Annotated in this window: 27 protein-coding genes; 2 read left to right on the top strand and 25 right to left on the bottom strand. The window is 38.5% G+C overall.

The features are described from left to right. Positions 1-51 precede the first annotated feature (51 nt). Both POF52_RS19075 and POF52_RS19070 read left to right on the top strand, forming a co-directional pair. Positions 52-489, top strand: coding sequence for a YwpF-like family protein (locus POF52_RS19075; protein ID WP_013085451.1), 438 nt, complete (start codon positions 52-54; stop codon positions 487-489). 523 nt (positions 490-1,012) lie between these two features. After that, a complete protein-coding gene (locus POF52_RS19070; RefSeq protein WP_034648293.1) occupies positions 1,013-1,435 on the top strand; it encodes a helix-turn-helix domain-containing protein in 423 nt (140 codons plus the stop codon). A 28-nt stretch (positions 1,436-1,463) separates the two neighbouring features. On the opposite strand, the gene fabZ is transcribed toward POF52_RS19070, so the two are convergent. The 25 genes from fabZ to POF52_RS18945 all read right to left on the bottom strand — a co-directional run bounded on the left by fabZ (position 1,464) and on the right by POF52_RS18945 (position 24,076). Continuing rightward, positions 1,464-1,898: a 3-hydroxyacyl-ACP dehydratase FabZ gene (gene fabZ, locus POF52_RS19065; RefSeq protein WP_271994111.1), complete on the bottom strand. Its 435-nt coding sequence runs from the start codon at positions 1,896-1,898 to the stop codon at positions 1,464-1,466. 83 nt (positions 1,899-1,981) lie between these two features. Then, complete coding sequence (locus tag POF52_RS19060) at positions 1,982-2,803, bottom strand: flagellar hook-basal body protein (protein ID WP_271994109.1); 822 nt, start codon at positions 2,801-2,803, stop codon at positions 1,982-1,984. A 23-nt stretch (positions 2,804-2,826) separates the two neighbouring features. After that, positions 2,827-3,651, bottom strand: coding sequence for a flagellar hook-basal body protein (locus POF52_RS19055; protein WP_176585209.1), 825 nt, complete (start codon positions 3,649-3,651; stop codon positions 2,827-2,829). Between the two features lie 114 nt (positions 3,652-3,765). After that, positions 3,766-4,767 carry a rod shape-determining protein gene (locus tag POF52_RS19050; RefSeq protein ID WP_013059791.1) on the bottom strand — a complete coding sequence of 334 codons (1,002 nt, stop codon included), beginning with the start codon at positions 4,765-4,767 and terminating at the stop codon, positions 3,766-3,768. Positions 4,768-4,953: 186 nt separating this feature from the next. Then, positions 4,954-5,217, bottom strand: a complete 264-nt coding sequence (spoIIID, locus tag POF52_RS19045) for a sporulation transcriptional regulator SpoIIID (RefSeq protein ID WP_013059792.1) — start codon at positions 5,215-5,217, stop codon at positions 4,954-4,956. A gap of 275 nt (positions 5,218-5,492) precedes the next feature. Next, positions 5,493-6,323 carry a M23 family metallopeptidase gene (locus POF52_RS19040; protein WP_028409695.1) on the bottom strand — a complete coding sequence of 277 codons (831 nt, stop codon included), beginning with the start codon at positions 6,321-6,323 and terminating at the stop codon, positions 5,493-5,495. Between the two features lie 161 nt (positions 6,324-6,484). Further along, entirely contained in the window at positions 6,485-7,507 is a 1,023-nt protein-coding gene (gene spoIID, locus POF52_RS19035) for a stage II sporulation protein D (protein ID WP_013059794.1), read from the bottom strand. 162 nt (positions 7,508-7,669) lie between these two features. Continuing rightward, a complete protein-coding gene (murA, locus tag POF52_RS19030) occupies positions 7,670-8,974 on the bottom strand; it encodes a UDP-N-acetylglucosamine 1-carboxyvinyltransferase (RefSeq protein WP_013085458.1) in 1,305 nt (434 codons plus the stop codon). A gap of 31 nt (positions 8,975-9,005) precedes the next feature. Next, complete coding sequence (locus tag POF52_RS19025) at positions 9,006-9,746, bottom strand: YwmB family TATA-box binding protein (RefSeq protein WP_013059796.1); 741 nt, start codon at positions 9,744-9,746, stop codon at positions 9,006-9,008. Positions 9,747-9,906: 160 nt separating this feature from the next. Beyond that, entirely contained in the window at positions 9,907-10,143 is a 237-nt protein-coding gene (locus tag POF52_RS19020) for a DUF1146 family protein (RefSeq protein WP_271994102.1), read from the bottom strand. A 274-nt stretch (positions 10,144-10,417) separates the two neighbouring features. Further along, entirely contained in the window at positions 10,418-10,822 is a 405-nt protein-coding gene (locus POF52_RS19015) for a F0F1 ATP synthase subunit epsilon (RefSeq protein WP_013085460.1), read from the bottom strand. 26 nt (positions 10,823-10,848) lie between these two features. After that, complete coding sequence (atpD, locus tag POF52_RS19010; RefSeq protein ID WP_013059799.1) at positions 10,849-12,270, bottom strand: F0F1 ATP synthase subunit beta; 1,422 nt, start codon at positions 12,268-12,270, stop codon at positions 10,849-10,851. Between the two features lie 36 nt (positions 12,271-12,306). After that, entirely contained in the window at positions 12,307-13,164 is an 858-nt protein-coding gene (locus tag POF52_RS19005) for a F0F1 ATP synthase subunit gamma (protein ID WP_271994099.1), read from the bottom strand. 105 nt (positions 13,165-13,269) lie between these two features. Beyond that, the gene (gene atpA, locus POF52_RS19000) at positions 13,270-14,778 is read right to left on the bottom strand and encodes a F0F1 ATP synthase subunit alpha (RefSeq protein WP_013085461.1); all 1,509 of its coding nucleotides are present in this window, start codon (positions 14,776-14,778) and stop codon (positions 13,270-13,272) included. A gap of 15 nt (positions 14,779-14,793) precedes the next feature. Beyond that, complete coding sequence (locus POF52_RS18995) at positions 14,794-15,339, bottom strand: F0F1 ATP synthase subunit delta (protein ID WP_013059802.1); 546 nt, start codon at positions 15,337-15,339, stop codon at positions 14,794-14,796. Next, positions 15,336-15,854 (bottom strand): F0F1 ATP synthase subunit B, encoded by a 519-nt coding sequence (locus POF52_RS18990; protein ID WP_013085463.1) that lies wholly within the window; start codon positions 15,852-15,854, stop codon positions 15,336-15,338. The genes POF52_RS18995 and POF52_RS18990 overlap by 4 nt, the downstream gene beginning before the upstream one ends. Positions 15,855-15,956: 102 nt before the next feature. After that, positions 15,957-16,169 carry a F0F1 ATP synthase subunit C gene (gene atpE, locus POF52_RS18985; RefSeq protein ID WP_013059804.1) on the bottom strand — a complete coding sequence of 71 codons (213 nt, stop codon included), beginning with the start codon at positions 16,167-16,169 and terminating at the stop codon, positions 15,957-15,959. Between the two features lie 90 nt (positions 16,170-16,259). Further along, positions 16,260-16,970, bottom strand: a complete 711-nt coding sequence (gene atpB, locus POF52_RS18980) for a F0F1 ATP synthase subunit A (protein WP_013059805.1) — start codon at positions 16,968-16,970, stop codon at positions 16,260-16,262. Positions 16,971-16,988: 18 nt separating this feature from the next. Then, positions 16,989-17,360 carry an ATP synthase subunit I gene (locus tag POF52_RS18975; protein WP_013059806.1) on the bottom strand — a complete coding sequence of 124 codons (372 nt, stop codon included), beginning with the start codon at positions 17,358-17,360 and terminating at the stop codon, positions 16,989-16,991. Positions 17,361-17,366: 6 nt separating this feature from the next. After that, complete coding sequence (locus POF52_RS18970) at positions 17,367-17,588, bottom strand: AtpZ/AtpI family protein (protein WP_013085464.1); 222 nt, start codon at positions 17,586-17,588, stop codon at positions 17,367-17,369. Positions 17,589-17,885: 297 nt separating this feature from the next. Continuing rightward, on the bottom strand, positions 17,886-20,078 hold the full coding sequence (locus POF52_RS18965) for a S8 family serine peptidase (protein WP_271994094.1): 2,193 nt from the start codon (positions 20,076-20,078) through the stop codon (positions 17,886-17,888). Positions 20,079-20,145: 67 nt separating this feature from the next. Beyond that, complete coding sequence (gene wecB / locus POF52_RS18960; protein WP_271994092.1) at positions 20,146-21,297, bottom strand: non-hydrolyzing UDP-N-acetylglucosamine 2-epimerase; 1,152 nt, start codon at positions 21,295-21,297, stop codon at positions 20,146-20,148. Between the two features lie 22 nt (positions 21,298-21,319). After that, a complete protein-coding gene (upp, locus tag POF52_RS18955; RefSeq protein ID WP_013059810.1) occupies positions 21,320-21,949 on the bottom strand; it encodes a uracil phosphoribosyltransferase in 630 nt (209 codons plus the stop codon). A 213-nt stretch (positions 21,950-22,162) separates the two neighbouring features. Continuing rightward, on the bottom strand, positions 22,163-23,407 hold the full coding sequence (glyA, locus tag POF52_RS18950) for a serine hydroxymethyltransferase (RefSeq protein ID WP_013059811.1): 1,245 nt from the start codon (positions 23,405-23,407) through the stop codon (positions 22,163-22,165). Between the two features lie 117 nt (positions 23,408-23,524). Then, a complete protein-coding gene (locus POF52_RS18945) occupies positions 23,525-24,076 on the bottom strand; it encodes a TIGR01440 family protein (RefSeq protein ID WP_016765924.1) in 552 nt (183 codons plus the stop codon). Positions 24,077-24,104 lie beyond the last annotated feature (28 nt).

The following is a 24,104-nucleotide window of genomic DNA, read 5'->3' as shown; positions in this document are numbered from 1 at the left end:
TTCATGTTATAATATGGATAACTTACTATTTACGTAAAGGAGGAAACATCAATGAAAACATTTAAACTTGTGTCATTTCAATTGGTTGATGATCAAGAAAAGCGTCAGTCTGTCTCACTCACTAATGGCCTTATTATTAATAAAGAAGACGGCGAAAATAACTGGATTTTAGAAGCAGTTATCGATAAGAAATGGTACGATGAATTTCATGTTTTGTTGAAAGATAAACAAAAAATAACGGTAGAAGCTAAAATTACGAAAGAAACAAATGATCCGGCTACCTTTATAGCTACCGTGGCTTCCATTACTTCAATTGGTGAAAATCGTATTAGTTTGTTGATGAAAGGTGTTTTAAAAGAACGGAGACTTCATTATGCTGAAATGCTCTTAGAGGATTTAATTAACCAAGGGTTATCAGGTCAAGATTTACTTCAACAGTTCAAACTGCAGCTTCGAAACAGACCGATAAAAAGTACATCTAAAAAATAAGTCAAGTCATCTCAAGGTGTCTGGATTTAAAAGAGAGGATTATTGTTTGCGGTCTTTTTCGTTGGTCCATGAGAAGGGTAAAGAAAAGAGAACTCACTGGAGAGGTACCTTTCTTTTTTTCCTAAAAATAAATGAGCACAACTAGAACGTTTGAAGCGATTATCTCTTATGCGAGCGCCTTGCCTTTTCAAATAAAAATTTGTCATTTTTTCACTCCCTTTTCTTTGTAATTCGTATATTAATGCATTTTTCCTCATTATTCAACCATTTTTTTCAATATACCGAACAAAAAATAGGATTTTTTCACTATAAAAACCTCTATTTTTGTTCTTTTTTTTATATCTATGCAGAAAAATGAATCTTTTGAGAGAAAAAAAAGAAATAAAAACAGGTTTTATTCCCTTTATTGCAGAAGGTAAAGTGTATATGTTTCATATTGTGCGAATTCAGCATGTTACAAAGAATATGAACTACATTCGAACAATAAGACATATATTTATCTTTACGAAATCAGGTGAGGCATATGAAGGATTTTGGAGAAAGAATTAAACAGTTCAGACTAAAAGGAGGATTTTCACAAGAAGAATTAGCAAATCAGTTGAATGTTTCTCGTACAACTATTTCAAAATGGGAATGTTCGAAACAAACGCCTTCCATTTTTGATTTTTTATCTCTATGTAATTGTTTTCAAATTACGCTGGACCAACTTATTGAGCCTTCCTCTTATAAACAAGATCATTTACATGACTTCCAACTTCTTTACTTAACAAGAAAATGTGAATCGGATTCACACGACGAGACCATTTTAACCCTCATAGATAAACAGCCCTTATTGAAACATGTGCTCTTACAATTTTCATCTCTGTCACCAACACTTCAAAAAGAGTTGCTAACGGATATTATACCTTTATTAAAGAAACTTTTTTCTGCTTTGCAACGCCAATAAAAAAAGCTGCATCAGCAGCTCTTATGTACTATTCTTTTTTATCGCCTAAAGCAAACATAATATCTGTTTCGCAGACTAACTCTCCATCTACAGTTGCGATACCTTTTCCTTTGCCAATAGATCCACGCGCACGTACAATTTCAACCTCTAAACGCAGTTGATCACCAGGTCTTACTTGCTTTTTAAAGCGGCAGTTGTCAATGCCTGTAAAAAATGCTAAACGTCCTTGATTCTCTTCTTTTTTTAGCATAGCTACTGCTCCTACCTGAGCCAAAGCTTCTACAATTAAAACCCCTGGCATCACAGGATAGTCAGGGAAATGCCCGTTAAAAAATTCTTCATTGGCAGATACGTTTTTTAAACCAACTGCTTTTTTTCCATCTTCCACTTCTAAAATACGATCGACCAATAAAAATGGATATCGGTGTGGAATAATTTCTTTAATTTGTTCAATATCAAGCATAAATAAGTCTCCTTTCAAACCGCATGTAACATACGATACTATTATCAATATACAGAATGCTCAATTGAGAAGCAACTACTTGCTTAAGCTCTGATTCCATTAACCAAGCCCATCATTTGATCTGCAATTGAAATAGAGCGGGAATTAAATTGATACGCACGTTGAGCAATGGACATATCAGTAAGTTCTTTACTCAAATCTACATTTGACTGCTCCAAGTTCCCTTGCTCTACGCCTGCTGTTTCTCGAGCTTTTCCAGTCAAATCTGTAAACATATTCGGTTGGTTCATTTCTGCTGGAAAGGCAAATAGATTTTCTCCTTTAGCTTCTAGCACCTGTGGCTTTTGGACATTTGTTAACCCAAGTGTAAACTGGTCAACGCCCTTATTCGTAGTAACCGTTATCGTTCCACTTCCATCAATTTGTATATCTTTGAACGCGTTACTGAAAATAATAGCTTGACCATTTTCCCCCAGCACATCCTGACCAGAACCGTTTACTAATTTAACATTGTTCGGGCCTTCAGGGCTAAGATGAAAAGAACCATCTCTCGTATATTGTACAGGCTGTTGGGAATCGTTTACGGCAACTTGAAAATAAACGTTTGGATTTGATGCAGCTGCATCTAATAGTTTATCTGTATTCTGAAAAGAACCCTGCGTCATATTCAAGCTCGTTTGATCTAAATAAGCGCCTGTGCCTTGCCGAATTCCAGCTGGCGTAAGCCGCTTTTCTGTTCCCTTATCTTCTTGATTGTTTACTTGTTGATACAGCATATCATTAAATGAAGTATCTCTCGCTTTATATCCTGTCGTATTTGTATTAGATAGATTATGGCCAATGACATCAAGCTGCTGCTGCAGCTGTCCCATCGTATTAGCCGCTGTTATCATTGTACGGTTCATCCTTCTCATCTCCCCTGTTGCTTTTAGCGCACACGCCCAATTTCATTTGCCGCTTTATCCATGCTTCTATCGTAAGCTTGCATTATTTTTTGATTTGCCTCAAAAGCTCTGTAAGCCGTTAGTAAATCAGTCATACTTTGAGCCGCATCTACATTGGAACGTTCAACAAATCCTTGCTTTAACTGATAAGAAATGCCTGGATTATTCCTAGCTGAAGGCAAGGGCTGATTGCTCAGCGTTTCATACAATCCATTCCCTGCCTTTTTAATCGTTTGTAAGTCACTAGCATAAGCAATATCGATTTGTGCAACCTGCTGATTATTTTCCGTTACGTTACCTTGTGAATCAACTGTAAAGTTTTCACTTTTTAGTTGAATTGGCTGATTATTTGTATTTAATACATAAGCTCCGGTAGACGTAGTTAAAAACCCTTGCTGATCTAATGTAAAATTACTGTTTCTTGTATATTGAGGCGTATTATCAGGGCTTTGTACCACAAAAAATAGTCCGCCCTCTTTTGTAGGCATATTTTGCTCCATCAATGCAATATCAGTTGATTGAGACGTTTGCTGAAGATCACCTTGTGTAAAATTTGGAACTGTTTCTTGCATATACACGCCCGTATTAATCGCACCTATTTCTTTTTTGTTCTGAACAGAGATGCTACGGTCAGTAGGTAAATCTTCAGATTCCATTCGCTGCAGCAACATATCAGGAAATGCCTTTAACGTACCTTGATCTGCTTTAAATCCCGGCGTATTAGCATTTGCTATGTTATTCGTTAATAAGTCAGTTTGACGCTGTTGAGACAGCATACCCGCTGCTGCCGTGTAAAACCCTTTAAACATACTTCATCCTCCTTACAAGTAAACGTTGCTCGTTATAGCCAGCTCACAGAGTATAATAGATAAAAGAAGAGACTCCTCTGTATGAAACGAGCCAATAGAGGAGTCTTCATTTATTTAAACAATATTGCGACGAGATAGTTTATCAATATTATCGAGCATAATACCTGTTCCAACAGCTACACAACCCATTGGATTTTCTGCAATTAGCACAGGCACCTTTAATTCTTCCGCTAACAGCTGGTCCATACCGTGAAGCAATGCTCCACCGCCAGTTAAAATAACGCCTCTGTCTATAATATCGGCAGAAAGTTCAGGAGGTGTACGCTCTAATACACTTTTCGAAGCTTGTACAATGACGCTGACAGACTCTCTAAGTGCCTCCTCTACTTCTTCAGAATAAACAGTAACCGTACGAGGTAGACCTGAAACCATGTCTCGCCCTCGAATGTCCAATTCTTCATTACGAGCTTTAGGAAACACCGTACCAATTTTCACTTTAATTTCTTCTGCTGTACGCTCTCCAATTAAGAGCTTGTATTTTTGCTTAATGTACTGCAAAATTTCGGCATCAAAACGATCACCAGCCATCTTAATAGAAGCTGCTGTTACGATATCGCCCATTGAAAGGACAGCCACATCAGTTGTACCTCCACCAATATCTACGACCATGTTTCCGCTCGGCTGAAAGATATCCATTCCAGCGCCAATAGCCGCGACTTTGGGTTCTTCTTCCAAATAAATGGTTTTTCCACCGCTCTTTTCAGCAGCTTCGCGAATGGCTTTTTGTTCAACAGAGGTAATATTTGTTGGACAACAAATTAAAATGCGAGGCTTGGATAAAAAACCTTTTACATTTAATTTGTTAATAAAGTGTTTGAGCATAGACTCTGTAATTTCGAAGTCAGCGATAACACCATCTTTTAAGGGACGAATGGCAATAATATTACTGGGCGTTCTTCCTACCATACGTCTCGCTTCTTCCCCTACTGCTAGCACTCTATTTGTATTTTTATCAATCGCCACAACAGACGGTTCATTTAACACAATTCCTTTGCCTTTAACGTGAATTAAGACGTTAGCTGTACCTAAATCGATACCAATGTCTTTTGCTAACATACCTTAAATCCTCCTTCTATTTACATATCTTTGCATGATAACCATTCTTTTTTCCTAATTTACTATTTTATCACAATTTGTATATGTATGTTGTTATTAGCAAAAATATTTATTATATACCTATTTTATCCAAAAAATAAAATGCCCTATACTACCTCTATAAAAAAGGCAATATTGGGCATTTTTTCATTTTACAGTTTCTTCTTCCTTTTTGTACTTTAATTTTGTTGCTTCTCCTCCACGCAAATGCCGAATAGATTTATGATAATCAAGAATTTCTTTTACTTCATTTGCTAACTCAGGATTTATTTCTGGTAGACGCTCTGTTAAATCTTTATGGACAGTACTTTTCGAAACGCCAAATTCTTTCGCAATTACACGAACTGTTTTCTTTGTTTCTACAATATACTTTCCAATCTTGATAGTTCTCTCTTTGATGTAATCGTGCACACTACTCGCCCTCCCCAAATTGGATATGAGAAGTATCCAAGGGAATGTATATATTATCCCTTTTCTAACATTCTCTTTATAGGTTTGTAACAGTTTATTAGCTTGTGTGCAGATATATGCTAGAAAAGTCAGTAAGGACAAGTGATTTCTTATATTTTTTTGAAAATTTAGTGTTTTTTATTTACTTTTTTAACATAATGCATCTCATTTTAGAAAAATTCATAAAAAAAGAAGCTCGATTTTATCCAGCTTCTTTTCGTATTTATGGTCTTGACTTATGCATTTGGTTTAGACGTATCTGTTGAAGGTTGTTTTGAATCTTTATCTTCTTTAGTCTTTTCATCAGATGATTTTTCGCTATCCTTTGATTCTTCAGAAGAAGAGTCGTCTTTTGGTTCTGTCACTTCAGCTGCTTTAACTTCTTTGATAGAACTAACAGATTTTCCAAAATAACTGCTTGGATTAATTGCTACACCATCTTTACGAACTTCAAAATGTACATGTGTTTTTGCTTCTTGATTATATAAGCTTTTTCCAGCTTTTGCGATCGTTTGGCCTTGTTTAACAATATCTCCTACTTCTACATCAGCTTTCTCAAGAGATTGATACTGTGTGACTAAACCATCTTTGTGATCAATTTCCACTACATAACCTAGTAAAGGATCTTTTGTTGCTTTTGTTACTGTACCGCTAGCTGCTGCTACAACATCAAATGATTTATCTCCCTTAACAGCCAAGTCAACACCTGTGTTTGGATGATACGTATTGTTGTAGAAAACTAGTGCTTCTTCTTGCTGTTTTTCAGATGCTTGATCGTCGTAGAAAGGCTTTTTCACGATAGCTGATGCTTCACTAGCAACTGGCATTTTTAAATTTTCAAGCGAAGCATTTACCTCTACAGCGTCGTCTCGATAAGCCGTACCGTCTTGGCTATAGCCGCTTTTGTCTTCTTTGCTAATATCGTTTCCATTAGCTTGAAACCAAAGGACTGCTGTAAGAATAATTGCTGCACTCGCTAAATAGATAGCCGGGAACACCCAACGCTTTCTAACTAATTTTTGAACTTTCGATTTTGGAGAAGTACGTTTCTTTTCTTCCTCTCTCATATATCATCACCTCAGCAATCAGTCTGAACACAATTGAATGAATATATACACAGCGATAAAAATTTTTTTCGATTATTTTCCAACAGATGAATCTAAAATATACATTTTATTTAAAAAAAGTGAAAAACATAAAAAAAGACCCTGCTATAAGGGTCTTTGAATTAGCGTTTAGCTGTTAATTGTGCAACAAACTGATCGTTAGGGGTAATCGCAACACCTGTATAATAATGAGTAACAATATCTTTATAGGTTTTTCCTTCTAGTGCCATACCATTTGCTCCGTACTGACTCATCCCAATACCATGTCCATATCCTTTTGTGTTGATGATAATTTCATTACCTTTTTTTGTCCAATGAAAGTCGGCTGACGATAAACCCAGTTTTTCCCGAACATCTTTTCCCGAGAGTTCTTTACCGTTTATCTTTACGTAATCTACGCGCTGCCCCGGCGTTCTAGAGACGATTTCACCTACTGATCCACTGTTTGTTAATTTCACTCCAAGCCTCTGTTCAAAGCTAGCAACAGACATTACTTTCTGATTTGTAAATTCAGGGGACTTTTTATCCCATGGACTAGCTACACTTTTTAGATAAGGAATGGAATTCTTCCAATACGCTTCTGAATTTTCAGTGTAACCATTGCTGGTAGAAAAGAACGTAGCATTAATTGGCTTATTTTTATACGTAAGAATTTGACCTTGGGTGTCCTTCACTGCTTCTTGAATTTTTTTGATTTTCCAATCATAGTCTTTGTTCCATCTGCTTCTTAGCTCATCTTTATTTAAATATACTTGGTACTCTACGGTATCAGTCACATCCGCTCCTTGGGGAAGATGACTATTTCCATTCATCATAGTTTGCACAATATAGGTTCTGGCTGCCAAACTTTGAGCCTTAAGTGCTTCAAGCTCAAAAGTAGCAGGCATTTCAGCTGCTACTACCCCTACAAGATAGTCTTCGAGCGGCAGTTTTTCTACTTTTTTCGTTTCCGTACGATAAACACTGACGTCAAGAGGAGACGCTGTCACTTTTTGTAGTTTTTCGGTTTTTGGGGTCTGTTTGACATTTTCATGTAGCTTTCCATCTGTCTTTTCAGTAAAAGGAACAACGAGAAGTGTTGGGATGAGTAACACAACGAAAAAAAAGATGACTCCTAGTACGACGATTGGCTTTGCTTGTTTCATGAACGCCTAGCCTCCATATCTATTATTTTGACAAGGAACACCTATATCCCTATATCCCATATGTATGGAGGTGGACAACCTTTTATGACAGCAAACCGGCCATAAGGGTCGTCCAACGACAAAAAAAGCATCTCGCTATGAGATGCTTTTTTTATGACATATTTACTTGACGTCTGAAGCCTGTTGAGTTTGTTCTACTTGCTTTGTTTCATCATTTACACGTTCAATATCAGCGCCTAAAGCGGCTAATTTATTGTGGAAATTTACATAACCACGATCAAGGTGTTTTAATTCCGTTACACGCGTATAGCCGTCTGCTACAAGTCCTGCTAATGTTAACGCTGCTGCTGCACGAAGATCTGTTGCTGCTACTTCAGCGCCTTGTAGTTGAGTAGGTCCGTTAATAATAACAGAGCGCCCTTCAATTTTAATATCAGCGTTCATGCGGCGAAACTCTTCTACGTGCATAAAGCGGTTTTCAAAAACTGTTTCTGTAATCATACTTGTGCCTTCTGCTGCTAATAATAATGCCATCATTTGAGATTGCATATCCGTAGGGAACCCTGGATGAGGCATTGTTTTAATATCTACTGATTTTAGCTTTTCAGGTCCTACAACACGTAAACCGTCGCCTTCTTCAGTAATTTCAACACCCATTTCTTCCATTTTAGCAACAAGGGAACTGATGTGCTCTGCTACTGCACCGCGTACAAGTACGTTTCCACCTGTAATAGCTGCTGCTACCATGAATGTTCCAGCTTCGATACGATCTGGAATAATTGCATGTTCTGCACCATATAATTTATTAACACCTTCAATACGGATCGTACCAGTTCCTGCACCGCGAACTTTAGCGCCCATTGCGTTTAAGAAGTTTGCTAAATCGACAATCTCAGGTTCTTTTGCTACGTTTTCCATAATTGTAGTGCCTTCCGCTAATGCTGCTGCCATCATAATATTTTCTGTGGCTCCTACACTTGGGAAGTCTAAATAAATTTTAGCACCTTTTAGTCTTCCTTCAACTTTTGCATCAATAAAACCATTTCCTACTTGAACTTTAGCACCCATTGCTTCAAAGCCTTTAAGATGCTGATCAATCGGTCTTGATCCAATCGCACATCCGCCAGGTAGAGCTACACGAGCCTCACCTGTACGCGCCAATAAAGGACCCATTACAAGTACTGAAGCGCGCATTTTTCTTACATATTCAAAAGGTGCATCTGTTTTTAACTCTCTTGATGCATCTACAACTACACGATTTGTTTCAAAATCTACTTCTGCATTCAGATGTCTTAAAACTTCGCCAATCGTAAATACATCGGAGAGAGCTGGTACATCATTTAGAATTGTTTTTCCTTCACTAGCTAATAAGGTTGCAGTGATAATAGGTAAAACGGCGTTTTTTGCTCCTTCAACTTTAACTGTACCGCTTAATCTATTTCCACCGCGGACGATGATTTTTTCCAAGGTATTCCCCTCCGCGTCCATTTTCTCTATATTAATATTCAGACGTAATGATAGGTGTGCCAACAACTATGGTTGTTTGACCGCCCATTCTTGTCTTGCGTAATGCAATTTGTAAGTTCATTTCCTGCTTTTTCGTTTGAAGAGCTTCTTTCCACAGTCCAGTATATGCTGAAACAGAGGTAAATGACTCTTCCACTAGAGATTCCACTGGTTTAGCATTGAAAGCTCGTAATAGGTCTTGAATTTCAACAGACAAAACACTTTCCATCTTATCATTGATTTCCCCAGTTGCACAAGAGAAAATTATGGGTTCTGATAGGAAAATTTTTTCATAATTTGTCTGAAATACATTTTGAAAATGGGTCATATTTTTTTCTTTCAAACCTTGTCCCGTTACATGATACGATATGTACGCATTGCTGTGTTCATCGATCGCATAAGTTAACAGAATGACTTCGTTCACATCTTCACTTTTGCGTGTACCTATTGCTTTCCATAGGTCTCTTTCCCTCTTCACTTCCCATTTAAAACCTCTAAAATTACTTTTAATACTTTTAGCTTGCGAATAAAAGGTTTTTTGGTCAGTAACAGCTTTTACTTCTTCTCTTGCATACAACGATACTTCAGTTAACGAAACATGCTGCTTATTTAAGGTGTGAACAATCTTCTCAATAGTAGTTTCATTGTTTTGGGCATTGCTCACATAACTTCCATGATATACGAATAAGCCAGTAATGAAAATAGCCAAAAAGACACTAATTTTTTTAAACATTTCGCCACTCCCTCTCCGTACTCATCAGTCTTTCCAGAAGGCGATGATACATACATGAAAAGGGTCGTCATATTTAGACATAGCGACATACATTAGCGTATAAATTCGTATATCTTCAATGAATGAACGTCTATTTTATCATAGACTCATAGCTTGCCAATCATTGAAAAAATGAGGGAATGCGCTGTGACCAAAATAAATAATCCAAAAAGAAATTACTTACTGTTGATGAAATCATAATGGTCAATAAAATAAGCATTAATTTTGCTTGAAACACATGATTAGGTTTCATCAGCTTTTCAATTTGAAAGCCTTGTAAAGCATACCAAGTAATCACAATAAAAATCAAATGTGAAATCATGGTTAGTAACGTTTGCTGTTCAATTCCTCCAAACAATAAAAGCACTCCTTTTAAACACCATATGAAAAGAAGAGACGATCATCGTCTCTTCTTTTCATATTAAAGCACACTTATGCAAATTCGTAAACGGTAACATGAAAAACATTTATTTTATTCCCTATTTTAAGATCCTTTTCCACTATTGAGCAAAATAAAGAAGATAGAGGCGCTTAGTTAAATGGAATATATAATCATAGATCAATGCTATTTGCTCTTCCCTTTTTGTATAATAGAGCAAAAAAGCCCTCTCATTCGTTTGAGAGGGCTTTTTTTAGAACTTACGTTGACTAATATCTAAACGATTGACTGCCCGTTTTAAGGCAATTTCAGCACGCTTAACATCAACGTCATCTTGTTTGCTATCAAGGCGCATTTCAGCGCGCTTTTTCGCTTCTTCTGCACGAGCTATGTCAATCTCTTCAGCTGTTTCAGCAGCCTGTGCAAGAATTGTTACTTTGTCAGGTCTTACTTCAAGAAATCCTCCGCTAACAGCCACAAGTTCTGTACTGCTTGCTTTCTTCAAGCGGACGGCTCCAATTTGTAAAGGAGCAACCATCGGAATATGGCCATGTAAAATACCAAGCTCACCACTCTGTGCTCGGGTACTTACCATTTCCACTTCTGATTCGTAAACTGGGCCATCAGGAGTCACTACACTGACATGGATTGTCTTCATTTAAAAAACCTCCTATGTCCCTTAAATTAAACTTCTACTCCCATACGTTTCGCATTTTCAATAACTTCTTCAATGCGACCAACTAAACGGAACGCATCTTCAGGTAAATGATCGTATTTACCTTCCAAGATCTCTTTAAATCCTTTAACAGTTTCTTTTACAGGAACATAAGAACCTTTTTGACCTGTAAATTGTTCTGCTACGTGGAAGTTTTGAGATAAGAAGAATTGAACGCGACGAGCACGTTGTACAACAAGTTTATCTTCATCAGATAACTCATCCATACCTAGGATTGCAATGATATCTTGTAACTCTTTATAACGCTGTAACGTTTGTTGAACTTGACGCGCAATTGCATAGTGCTCTTCTCCAACAATTTCAGGAGATAAAGCGCGAGATGTAGATGCTAATGGATCTACCGCAGGGTAAATACCCATCTCTGATAATTTACGCTCTAAGTTTGTTGTTGCATCTAAGTGAGCAAATGTTGTCGCTGGAGCTGGATCCGTATAGTCATCGGCTGGTACATAAATCGCTTGAATCGATGTTACAGAACCTACGCTTGTTGACGTAATACGCTCTTGAAGCTGACCCATTTCTGTCGCTAATGTTGGCTGATAACCTACTGCTGATGGCATACGGCCAAGTAATGCTGATACTTCTGAACCCGCCTGTGTGAAACGGAAGATATTATCAATAAAGAATAATACGTCTTGACCTTGTTCGTCACGGAAGTATTCTGCCATTGTTAATCCTGTTAATGCAACACGTTGACGTGCACCAGGTGGCTCATTCATTTGTCCAAATACCATAGCCGTCTTCTTAATAACACCAGAATCTGTCATTTCATGGTATAAGTCATTACCTTCACGCGTACGCTCACCTACACCAGCGAATACTGAAATACCGCCGTGCTCTTGAGCAATGTTATTGATTAATTCTTGAATTAATACTGTTTTACCTACACCGGCACCACCGAATAGACCGATTTTTCCACCTTTAATGTAAGGAGCTAATAAGTCTACTACTTTAATACCTGTTTCAAGAATTTCAGCTTGTGTAGATAGATTTTCGAACTTTGGTGCTTGACGGTGGATTGGATCACGACGTGCACCTGCATCGATTGGGGCGTCTAAGTCGATTTTTTCACCTAATACGTTAAATACACGACCTAACGTAACGTCACCAACTGGTACTGAGATTGCTGCACCTGTATCTTCTACTTCTAATCCACGAACTAAGCCGTCAGTGGATGACATTGCTACTGTACGAACTGTGTTATCACCTAAGTGAATCGCAACTTCTAATGTTAATTCGATTGCAACTTCACTTGCACTGCTCGGTTTATGTGAAATTTTAAGGGCGTTATAAATTGCCGGAAGGTGTCCGTTGTCAAACTTTACGTCTACAACTGGACCCATGATTTGAGTAACGCGTCCTTTTGTCATCGTGTTCCCTCCTAACTTGCTTTTCCATTAAACTTTCTATTCTAACGCTGCCGCTCCGCCAACAATTTCCGTAATTTCCTGGGTAATTGCCGCTTGACGTGCACGGTTATATGACAATGTAAGATTATTGATAAGATCTTTTGCGTTGTCTGTTGCACTTTTCATCGCTGTCATACGAGCAGCATGCTCACTTGCTTTTCCATCAAGTAGGCCGCCGTAAATTAAACTCTCTGCATACTGAGGAAGTAATACTTCTAAAATCTCTTCTTGTGATGGTTCAAATTCATAACCAACAAGTTTACCAGAAGGTTGAAGATCTGTTAGAGGCAATAGCTTCTTCTCCGTCACTTCTTGTGAAATCGTATTGATAAAGTGATTGTAGTATAAGTAAAGTTCATCAAACGTACCGTCTGCAAACATTTGAACTGTTTGTGAAGCGATTCCTTGAATGTCAGCAAAAGCTGGCTGATCTGCTAAGCCTGTGATTTCAAGCAAAACCGGAATGCCGCGTTTCACGAAGAAATCTCTCCCTACTCGTCCAATTGCAATCACACCGTATTCATCAGGTGATTGATGGCGTTCTTCAATAGCTTGAGATACTTTTCGCAAAATATTACTGTTATATGCTCCTGCTAGACCGCGATCTGAAGTGATTACGATGTAACCAGTCTTCTTCACATTGCGCGCAGTTAGCATTGGATGTGAAGCGCCTCTGCTGCCTAGGGCTACGCTTGAGACTACTTCTTGAATTTTTTCCATGTATGGAACAAACGATTTTGCATTTTGTTCCGCTCTATTCAGCTTTGCAGCTGAAACCATTTCCATTGCTTTCGTAATCTGGCTCGTTTTTTTCGTCGATGTGATTCGAGTTTGTATATCACGTAATGATGCCAAAGGTTTCACCACCTTGTTTTAGAAGATCACGTGGTATGAAAGGTGAACAAATGTTCACCTTCACCTTATTGAAAGATTGTCTTAACATACCATGCTGACAATATATTATTCAGATGCAATAAATGTTTTCTTGAATTCTTCAAGTGCTGATTCGAATACGCCAGCTTCAGGAAGTCCACCAGTTGTACGGATTGATTCAAGTACTTCTTTACGGTTTGACTCTAACCATGTTAAGTACTCGTCTTCAAAGCGCGTAATATCTGATACCGGAACATCATCTAAGAAGCCTTTTGTTAATGCGTAAAGCACAGCTACTTGTTTTTCTACGCGAAGCGGTTTGTGTAAACCTTGTTTTAAGATTTCAACTGTACGCGCTCCTCGATTTAATTTTGCTTGAGTTGCTTGGTCAAGATCAGAACCGAACTGAGCAAACGATTCAAGCTCACGATAAGATGCAAGGTCTAGACGCAGTGTACCTGCTACCTTTTTCATCGCTTTAATTTGTGCAGATCCCCCTACACGTGATACAGAAAGACCAGCATTAATCGCAGGACGCACGCCTGAGAAGAATAGATCTGACTGTAAGAAAATTTGTCCGTCTGTAATCGAAATTACGTTCGTTGGGATATAAGCAGATACGTCTCCTGCTTGCGTTTCAATAAATGGAAGAGCTGTTAATGAACCTCCACCTTTTGCGTCCGATAACTTTGCCGCACGCTCTAATAAACGAGAGTGCAGGTAGAATACATCCCCTGGATACGCTTCACGACCTGGAGGACGGCGTAATAGTAATGAAAGTTCACGATAAGCTGATGCTTGTTTTGTTAAGTCATCGTAAATAACAAGTACGTGCTTACCGTTATACATAAACTCTTCACCCATTGTTACCCCAGCATATGGCGCTAAGAATAATAGTGGAGCTGGTTGTGAAGCTGATGCTGTTACAACGATTGTGTAATCTAGAGCACCGTGTTTACGTAATGTCTCTACTACGTTACGGACTGTTGATTCTTTTTGGCCAATCGCTACATAGATACATACCATATCTTGATCTTTTTGGTTTAAGATTGTATCGATTGCTACCGATGTTTTACCCGTTTGACGGTCACCGATAATTAACTCACGCTGTCCACGACCGATCGGCACAAGTGCGTCAATCGCCTTGATACCTGTTTGAAGCGGCTCATGTACTGATTTACGATCCATAACGCCAGGTGCAGCACCTTCAATTGGACGTGTTTTTGTTGTTTCTACAGGGCCTAAGCCGTCTACTGGCTGACCTAATGAGTTAACAACACGACCGATTAACTGCTCCCCTACTGGAACTTCCATGATACGTCCTGTACGGCGAACTTCGTCACCTTCACGAATTTCCGTATATGGTCCTAAAATAATGATACCTACATTGTTTTCTTCTAAGTTTTGTGCCATTCCCATGACACCATTTGAAAATTCAACCAGTTCTCCAGCCATGACATTGTCGAGGCCATGAGCACGTGCGATACCGTCCCCAACTTGGATAACAGTACCTACATCACTCACTTTAATCTCAGACTGATAGTTTTCAATTTGCTGCTTGATCAGCGCACTAATTTCTTCAGCTTTGATGCTCATGAATTTCACCCCTATCTACGATCTGTGTGCAAGAAGTCCTCGGTGGATCGTTTCTAATTTGCTGCTAATGCTGCCATCATAGATACGATTACCAATGCGAAGCTTCACGCCGCCGATTAGGCTTTTATCTACTATATTTGAAATATTTAACGTATGTTTTCCAACTTTAGAAGCAAATGATTGTGAGATTGCTCTTTTCTCATCTGCACTTAAAGGTTTGACAGAATAAACAGTTGCATCTGCCACGCCACGTACTTCGTTCGCTAGGAAACGATACTCTTTTACCATTTCGCTAACAATTTGAATGCGGTGACGCTCTAATAATAGAAGAACCGTATGTTGAACAGTTGGTGAAAGTTCAGCAAATGCCTCACTTACAAACTGTTTTTTTCGCTCAATTGTAATTTTTGGATGAGTTAATACATCCATTAATTCAGGTGTTTTAGCAAACACCTCTTCAACGATTTGTAGCTGGTCTTGCATTTCATCGATCATCTGTTTTTCTGTTGCTAATTGAAAAAGAGCTAGTGCATAGCGTTTGGCTACAGCTGGTTGACTCATCGTACATCCCCTACTTCTTGGATATATTCATGAATTAACTTCTCTTGATCTTGTTCAGAAAGTTCTTTTTCAATAACTTTCGACGCAATTAAAACAGATAATGAAGCAACTTGCTCACGTAACGCAGCAACTGCTTGATCTTTTTGCTGTTCGATTTCTTGTTTTGCTGCAGCTTTTAGACGCTCAGACTCTTCGCGTGCTGCCGCAATGATTTCTTCTTTTTTATCTTCTGCAGACTTTCTAGCGTTTTCCATCATTACTTGCACTTCTTGACGAGATTGCTTTAAGATTTCACGTTGCTCTTCAACAAGCTTCTTCGCTTCCTCATTTTGCTTTTCTGCTTCATCAATCTCACCGGCAATATGCTCTTCACGTTTTTTCATGATTCCCATTACAGGACCAAACGCGAATTTTTGAAGTAACGCAAGTAGGATAAGGAACATCACTAATTGGAAAAGAATATCTCCACCATTAATGCCTGCTGCTCCTAACACAAACATGTTCGACACGGCCATGTTCACTCCCTTCAGAGACTCCACATATATAATTTACTTATTAAAGACATAAAGTAATGGCGAAGGTTCTTTTGAATGATCTTCGCCACATGTAACACATTATTATTTACCTTGTACCATGAATGCAATAACTACGGCGATAATTGGAAGCGCCTCAACTAAGGCAACCCCAACGAACATCATTGAAGTTAATGTACCACGTGCTTCTGGTTGGCGAGCTGTGCCTTCAATCGTCTTAGAAACGATAAGACCGTTACCAATACCAGCACCTAGTGCCGCTAAACCAATCGCAATTGCAGATGCTATTAAACCCATTTTATAAAGTCCTCCCTTAATATATATGATTTTGTTTAACTAAGTTTTGTTTTGTCCAAATTGGGTATTACTTGAACAAAGCTTTATAAATTAATGGTCGCTACTCACTTTGTGAGATAAATAAACCATCGTTAACATTGTGAAAATGAAGGCCTGAATTGCGCCTACAAAAATACTGAATCCTTGCCATAAAAGCATTGGAATAGCAGCTCCAATTGTACCTAGGAAGCCTGTTGTTGCTAAACCAGCTAGCAAGCTTAACAAAATTTCCCCAGCATAAATATTACCGTAAAGACGAAGGCCAAGCGTTAACGTATTGGCAAACTCCTCGATAATCTTAAGCGGGAATAAAAATGCCATTGGCTTGAAGTAATCTTTCGTGTATGCAGAGAAACCTCGCATTTTAATACCATAATAATGTGATAGTACAACTACCATAACGGCTAACGTCAGCGTAATTGCTGGATCAGCGGTTGGCGATTTCCACCATAAGTTATGGTCAATCACGATGGCAAATGGAAGACCCAACATATTTGACACAAAAATGTACATAAGTAAAGTTACACCTAGCGTCAAAAAGCGGCCACCTGTTTTCCAATCCATATTGCTATTAACGAGTCCTTTAACAAAATCTAAGACCCATTCAATAAAGTTTTGTGCACCGCTTGGCTTCATAGCAAGAGTACGAGTACATAAAACTGCAATTAAGAATACAATAACAGAAGCTACGGTAACCATAAGCAAGTTACTTTGACTAAAAGTAAGGCCTAGAAACTCTATAGTTGGTGATTCATGACCCAACTGTGTTCACCTCTCTTTCTATCTTCTACGCATATTTTGAACAACTAAATCTATGATAATGACAACATAATACGTCATTAATCCCACAACTACACTAATAATATGAAAGGTTTTTGGATAAGAGATGGTAATCACAACTGCGAGAGCAGCTGTTGCAAATCTTACAACAGTCCCAATTGAACGGGGCTTTTTCCCCTCATCCAACGCCTGTCCAAACTGCTCAAACTTTCTTACTAAGTTCCACAAATTATACAAACTCAGGGCGGTTCCTAAAATTAAACCTGCAAAAACAGCCTTATAACTTGTAAATCCCCAGCCGAGAACGTATAATGCTAACAAATACAATATGTATGAACGAAGTCTTGGAAAAACGTGCTGCAAATCCTGCATGAATTATTAATCTCCTGAAAAAAAATGGTGGACTGTCCGCAGCATCATAAAAACACCTGCTGCTAGCCCTGAAAGAAGGCCTAAAATCAAAAATAGTGGTTCGGTGTCAAGCCATTGATCAGCCCATCTTCCAGAGAATAAGCCAATTAAGACTGAACCTGCTAACTGTGATAGAATGATTGACACTAATGCCATCGCTTGCAAAGGATGACGGTTGCGATCTTTCATAAGCTCATACCCCTTTTGCAAAATTTTCTTTTTTCCGAATTCTCTATCGTTTTTATAGCTCAATATATGATAGAAAGGCAAAAAAAATTGCTAAAAAAGGTAAAAACAGCTAATAAAATACGCAGAAATATCAACGGTTTTCACAGGTTGAAAACCTTATCATTTATATTCCCTGTAAGCATACAATAGCGTATATTTAATGTCAATGTGTTTAAGCTAAAAACTTCACAATCTCTTCTTATTGTTCACATTTCTGCCACACATAAAACCTCTTCAAATGAAAACATTTAAAGAGGTTCATTCAATCGTTATTGTACTGTGTACAACCTGCTCTTGTCTATGCTTTTTCACAAATGCAAATATTTGGTATGCCCCCGGTACAAGCGATTCATCGATCGTTATTTTCCGTTTTCTCATGCCTCTTTCTACATCAACGTCAACATCTAAATACGATATAAACTGTAAGGACTGCTTATCAAAAAGAGCAACGCCTAACTCATCTGCTCCTTCGGGCAAAAACAGTTCATAGCTATACGTATTTTTCTCTTTTTCCGCTGCTACTTGCAATCCCATGACACGGGGATAATCTGGAATGCTAACCATGTACATATAAGGAAGCGAAAATGTTTCACGTGAATCATTTATTTCCAAATATCCGTCATATATACCTTTATTTTTAAAACGGGGCTGCACCGATAAAGTGACAGCTATTTCTTTTGTCTGATGGGGCTGCACCGTGACGGGTAATGGAACATCCCAGTTCACTCCTTCATCCCTTCTCGGAACGTTTAAGCGATACGTTTTTGCTTTATCAGACTGGTTATCAATTTTAAATGATAAGACTTTCTTTGATGGGCGCGTAAAAATACCGAAAGATAAAGAAGATGGATAAAATAAAGAGTCTGCTGTGACAGCTTTTGCTATTTGAATTCTCCCAGCTCCTTGTTCATATACGCGATACGTTTGACCATTTAGCTGCTGCATTACTTTACTTGTGTTCATCAATGAAGCTTTGACTTGTTCAGGAGACCAGTTCGGGTGAGCTTGTAAAATAAGAGCGCACGCTCCAGCTACATGGGGCGCAGCCATACTTGTTCCATGCATGCGTTCATATCCGCCGGGAACTGTACTATTAATGAAATAACCAGGTGCGACGACGTCCGGCTTGATTCCCCAAGTAGTCGTTACAGGTCCTCTTGAACTGAAAGATGTGAGCAAGTCTTGCACCACTTGCTTGCCAGTGCGTAAGTATGGCTGTTGAGACTGAATGTATTGATTAATGGTATCACCGTTTTTTTTACTTATCCATATCACTGGAATATTTACTGACTCTTGTAGTTTACCGATTATGCTTTTTTCAGTCGGGCTATATAAAATAACGGCTTTTGCTCCTGCCTGTTCAGCTTGTTTAATCTTTTTTTCAACGGTATTTCCTTCTGCTTTTAGCAAAATGACGTTACCCAACGCATGCTTTTGCTCTTTGAAGTATTCTTCATTTATTACACGCAGCGTTTGATTAAACGTCCATGGACGAGACCCTTCTACTGGAGCCATCATAATTTTTTCTTTGTTAAATCCAATTGTTAGAAATTGAACTGTTGTCGGGGAAACAGAAGCGCCAACCGAAATAGCTTTTCCCGCTGTACCTGGAGAGCCCACGGTCCATAAACCTGGACCTGAATTGCCGCTGGATGTAACCGTTACAATTCCTTTTTCAACAGCTCGATCTAATGCTAAGCTTGTTGGTAAATCAGGGCCATTCACATCATTTCCTAATGATAAATTAATAATATCTACATCATCTTGAATTGCTTTTTCGATAGCTAGAATAACACTTTCAGACGTTCCAGCTCCACCAGGTCCAAGAGCTCGGTATGCGTAGATCTCCGCTTGAGGTGCTACACCTTTAATATTTCCATTTGCTGCAATAATACCAGCTACATGAGTGCCATGCAGAGTAGGCTCTCCTTGCTCCCGAGTGGTTTCCATCGGCTCATAATCTTTATCTATTACATCATACCCTCCCCTGTAGGTTTGTTTTAAATCGGGATGAGAATAATCAACACCCGTATCGATGACGCCTACTTTGATCCCTTTTCCTGTTAAGCGCTGATTATAAGTATCAAATAAGCCTCTTACCTGTTCTGAGCCAATGAAGGTTACGCTATTTTCTTCTGCAACCTGGTAGTTTTTAATAGAATGTGAACCAATAATAGAAGGATTATGAGATAGTTTTTCCAAATCCGAGATGGAGCCATTTAATGAAAGCCCTCTAAATACCGTGTGAAATTCGCTCTTAATCTTTATATTAGGATAATTTTTTTGTAGCTGACTTTTAAATTCCGCGAATTTTTCTTTTTCAACCATGACAATTATTGATTTTTCCTGATGATTCATTTCTTGTTTTATAGAAGGAAATGTCGGATTGAGGGACATTTTCCCTCCCCCGCTCCCTAATATAAAGCTAATCATTAACCATTTAATCCACATAAAAAAACACCTCTCACACTATCGTGTCTCAAAGAGACACTTTTCATGTGAAAGGTGTTTAGAAATCTTACGAAAGCGGATTAAAAGCTTCCGGTCTGTTTTCACGGCGGTTAAAATAGTAGCTAATAGCATCACAAATACGTTTAGAAGCTAAGCCATCTCCGTAAGGATTCGATGCTTGTGACATTTGCTTATATACGTCCTCATCTATTAACAGCTCTTTTGCTAGCGTATAAATTGTTTCTTCTTCCGTTCCTGCTAGCTTGAGCGTTCCTGCTTCAATTCCTTCCGGTCGCTCTGTTGTATCACGAAGTACCAATACAGGTACGCCTAATGAAGGAGCTTCTTCTTGAACACCGCCCGAATCTGTCAAAATAATATGAGCGCGCTCAGCGAAGTTATGGAAGTCAATTACATCTAACGGTTCAATTAAATGAATGCGTGGGTCATTTCCTAAGATATCGTTTGCTGTTTCTCTAACTACCGGATTCAAATGAACAGGATACACAACTTGCACATCTTCATGTTCATCCACAATACGTTTAACAGCATGGAACATGTTTTTCATTGGTTGGCCTAAATTTTCGCGGCGATGCGCCGTTAATAAAATAAGACGATCATCTCCCAATTTCGTTAACACTTCATGCTCATATGTTTCTTTTACTGTCGTTTTTAACGCATCGATAGCTGTGTTTCCAGTCACAAAGATTCGCTCTTCTTTTTTATTCTCTGCTTGCAAATTAGCTGCAGACTTATCTGTCGGAGCAAAGTGCAAATCAGCGAGAACGCCTGTAAGCTGACGGTTCATTTCTTCCGGATATGGAGAATATTTATTCCATGTGCGCAAACCTGCTTCAACATGTCCCACCTGAATTTGATTATAAAAAGCTGCTAGTCCGGCAATAAACGTCGTAGTTGTATCGCCGTGTACAAGTACGATGTCCGGCTTTACTTTTTTCATTACGTCGTCCAAACCTTCTAATCCTCTGGTCGTTACGTCCATAAGAGTTTGGCGATCTTTCATAATGTTAAGGTCATAGTCAGGCTGAATGTCAAAAATGCTCAATACTTGGTCTAACATTTCACGGTGCTGAGCCGTTACCGTAACAATCGCTTCGAACTCCTCCGGTCGCTTTTTAAGCTCTAGCACTAGAGGGGCCATTTTAATTGCTTCTGGTCTTGTCCCGAATATCGTCATTACTTTAATTGGCTGCTTCATGTTCATCACCCGAATCTACAAATTATTTTGTACCGAATAAACGATCCCCTGCATCACCTAAACCTGGAACAATATATCCATGGTCATTTAACTTTTCATCTAATGCCGCAATGTAAATATCTACGTCAGGGTGTGCTTCTTTTACGATTTCCACGCCTTCAGGAGCAGCAATTAAACACATAAATTTAATGTTTTTGGCGCCTCTTTTTTTAAGAGAGTTGATTGCTTCTACAGCTGACCCTCCTGTTGCAAGCATAGGATCTACTACAATAAAGTCACGCTCTTCTACATCATTAGGCAGCTTTACATAATATTCAACAGGCTGTAATGTTTCTGGATCACGATATAAGCCAACGTGTCCAACTTTAGCAGCTGGCATTAGTTTTAAAAATCCATCTACCATGCCGATACCAGCACGAAGAATTGGAACGATACCAAGCTTTTTCCCTGCAATAACTTTTGACTTTGTTTTACAAACCGGTGTTTCGATTTCAACGTCTTCTAGCGGTAAATCACGTGTCGCTTCAAAAGCCATTAAGCTTGCCACTTCATCAACTAATTCACGAAACTCTTTCGTTCCCGTTTTTACATCGCGTATGTAAGTTAATTTGTGTTGAATAAGCGGGTGATCAAATACGTATACTTTGCCCATTGATATCTCTCCTTATATATAAAGATGTACACATTAAAATACCATTCAACGAATTGAATGGTACGTACTAGTAAAAACATATCTCTTGCTAATTAAATTTATACATTGCATTCATTTTACAGAAAAAAGTTTTTGAGTTCAAGCATTATTCAAAAAATGATTGAATTGCTACCACTTTCTCCATAAAAAAACAGGCACAAAGGCCTGTCTCTCTTAAAGTGATTTATACATCTCAAACTTGCTTGTTAAAGCTTCAACGCGTGTTTTAGCTTCAGCTAGCTTTTCTTCATCTTCAATATTTTTAAGCGTTAATCCGATGATAGAAGCAATTTCATCCATCTCTTCTAAGCCAAATCCGCGAGTTGTAACCGCAGCTGTACCAATACGGATACCGCTTGTTACAAATGGGCTTTGCTCATCGTAAGGAATTGTATTTTTGTTTGTTGTAATACCTACATCATCAAGTGCTTTTTCAGCTACTTTACCTGTCAAATTCATTGAACTTACGTCGATTAACACAAGGTGATTGTCTGTTCCTTCAGATACAAGAGCAAATCCTTCTTTCTTTAATCCTTCTGCTAAACGATTAGCATTGTCGATGATATTTTGAGCATAGTGCTTAAATTCATCTTGTAATGCTTCGCCAAATGCTACTGCTTTTGCAGCGATAACGTGCATCAATGGACCACCTTGAATACCAGGAAAGATTGACTTATCAATCTTTTTCGCAAATTCTTCTTTACATAAAATCATACCGCCGCGTGGTCCGCGCAGTGTTTTATGTGTTGTAGTTGTAACGAAATGAGCATGTGGCACAGGATTTTGATGAAGTCCTGCAGCTACTAGACCAGCAATGTGAGCCATGTCTACCATTAAATAAGCGCCTACTTCATCAGCGATTTCACGGAAACGCTTGAAGTCGATTGCGCGTGGATATGCGCTTGCACCAGCCACAATTAATTTTGGTTTATGTGTACGAGCTTTTTCTAATACATCATCGTAGTTAATACGATGTGTTTCACGATCTACGCCATATTCGATGAAATTGTACTGAACACCACTAAAGTTAACAGGACTTCCGTGCGTTAAGTGACCGCCGTGCGATAAATTCATACCAAGTACTGTGTCTCCAGCCTCTAAAACTGTGAAATATACAGCCATGTTTGCTTGTGCACCTGAGTGAGGTTGAACATTCACGTGCTCTGCTCCGAAAATTTCTTTTGCACGATCACGAGCTAAGTCTTCTACTACATCTACATGTTCACAACCACCGTAGTAACGTTTAGCTGGATAGCCTTCAGCATATTTATTTGTTAAAACTGAACCTTGTGCTTCCATTACCGCTGTTGTTACAAAGTTTTCTGAAGCAATTAGCTCAATCTTAGTACGTTGTCTTTGTAATTCATCCTTGATCGCATTATAAACTGCTGGATCTTGTTGCATTAGTTGTTTCTCCATCAAAATCCTCTCCTCGTTTCGTATTCGCAATGTTCGTTATTTGTTGATTCAACTACATTGTAACATGATTTATTTAGAATAAAAAAGAAAAAATGTGTATTATTTTAATATATTTAATTACGAAAGTTCGTAAAACGCTCTCATTCCACCAATTAGTTTTGGACGCGTCTTTGCTAAAGTAACATGAGCGTGTCCAACTGCGTTTAACGTACAACGAACGGGTACTGCGACATGCTTTAAATGCATACCAATGAATGTATCTCCAATATCAATACCGGCATCAGCTTTAATAAACTCCACCAAAACAGGATCTTTAAGCTGGCCATAGGCCTGTGTAGCCATCGCTCCACCTGCTTTATGAATAGGCACAACACTAACCATTTCTAAACGCTCTTTGCGAGCTAATTCTCTTTCTACTACCAGGGCTCGATTGAGATGTTCACAGCATTGAAATGCTAAGTGAACACCCGTCTTTTTTCGAAAATCTGATAGTGTATCAAAAATCATTTCTGCGACTTCCATTGCGCCTGCGGTTCCTATTTTTTCACCAATTACCTCGCTTGTACTGCATCCAATGACAAGTGTATGTTCTGAAGACAACTGCACTTGTGCTAAAAAATCAGATAAAACTGTTTCCAACTGCTCTTTCCATTTCGTAAGTTCAGACACGTTTTTCTTCCTTTCTTTCATTGAATAC

This window comes from Priestia sp. AB (genome assembly GCF_028369225.1).
Taxonomy (GTDB): domain Bacteria; phylum Bacillota; class Bacilli; order Bacillales; family Bacillaceae_H; genus Priestia; species Priestia megaterium.
The sequence above is the reverse complement of the archived record's forward strand: the minus strand, read 5'-3'. Positions and strand labels throughout refer to the sequence as shown.

Coding starts and splice junctions, on each gene's coding strand:
- POF52_RS19075 (WP_013085451.1), top strand. CDS start 52: ATGAAAACATTTAAACTTGTGTCATTTCAATTGGTTGATGATCAAGAA.
- POF52_RS19070 (WP_034648293.1), top strand. CDS start 1,013: ATGAAGGATTTTGGAGAAAGAATTAAACAGTTCAGACTAAAAGGAGGA.
- fabZ (WP_271994111.1), bottom strand. CDS start 1,898: ATGCTTGATATTGAACAAATTAAAGAAATTATTCCACACCGATATCCA.
- POF52_RS19060 (WP_271994109.1), bottom strand. CDS start 2,803: ATGAACCGTACAATGATAACAGCGGCTAATACGATGGGACAGCTGCAG.
- POF52_RS19055 (WP_176585209.1), bottom strand. CDS start 3,651: ATGTTTAAAGGGTTTTACACGGCAGCAGCGGGTATGCTGTCTCAACAG.
- POF52_RS19050 (WP_013059791.1), bottom strand. CDS start 4,767: ATGTTAGCAAAAGACATTGGTATCGATTTAGGTACAGCTAACGTCTTA.
- POF52_RS19040 (WP_028409695.1), bottom strand. CDS start 6,323: ATGAGAGAGGAAGAAAAGAAACGTACTTCTCCAAAATCGAAAGTTCAA.
- spoIID (WP_013059794.1), bottom strand. CDS start 7,507: ATGAAACAAGCAAAGCCAATCGTCGTACTAGGAGTCATCTTTTTTTTC.
- POF52_RS19025 (WP_013059796.1), bottom strand. CDS start 9,746: ATGTTTAAAAAAATTAGTGTCTTTTTGGCTATTTTCATTACTGGCTTA.
- POF52_RS19015 (WP_013085460.1), bottom strand. CDS start 10,822: ATGAAGACAATCCATGTCAGTGTAGTGACTCCTGATGGCCCAGTTTAC.
- atpD (WP_013059799.1), bottom strand. CDS start 12,270: ATGACAAAAGGACGCGTTACTCAAATCATGGGTCCAGTTGTAGACGTA.
- atpA (WP_013085461.1), bottom strand. CDS start 14,778: ATGAGCATCAAAGCTGAAGAAATTAGTGCGCTGATCAAGCAGCAAATT.
- POF52_RS18995 (WP_013059802.1), bottom strand. CDS start 15,339: ATGAGTCAACCAGCTGTAGCCAAACGCTATGCACTAGCTCTTTTTCAA.
- POF52_RS18990 (WP_013085463.1), bottom strand. CDS start 15,854: ATGGCCGTGTCGAACATGTTTGTGTTAGGAGCAGCAGGCATTAATGGT.
- atpE (WP_013059804.1), bottom strand. CDS start 16,169: ATGGGTTTAATAGCATCTGCAATTGCGATTGGTTTAGCGGCACTAGGT.
- POF52_RS18975 (WP_013059806.1), bottom strand. CDS start 17,360: ATGCAGGATTTGCAGCACGTTTTTCCAAGACTTCGTTCATACATATTG.
- POF52_RS18970 (WP_013085464.1), bottom strand. CDS start 17,588: ATGAAAGATCGCAACCGTCATCCTTTGCAAGCGATGGCATTAGTGTCA.
- POF52_RS18965 (WP_271994094.1), bottom strand. CDS start 20,078: ATGTGGATTAAATGGTTAATGATTAGCTTTATATTAGGGAGCGGGGGA.
- wecB (WP_271994092.1), bottom strand. CDS start 21,297: ATGAAGCAGCCAATTAAAGTAATGACGATATTCGGGACAAGACCAGAA.
- upp (WP_013059810.1), bottom strand. CDS start 21,949: ATGGGCAAAGTATACGTATTTGATCACCCGCTTATTCAACACAAATTA.
- glyA (WP_013059811.1), bottom strand. CDS start 23,407: ATGGAGAAACAACTAATGCAACAAGATCCAGCAGTTTATAATGCGATC.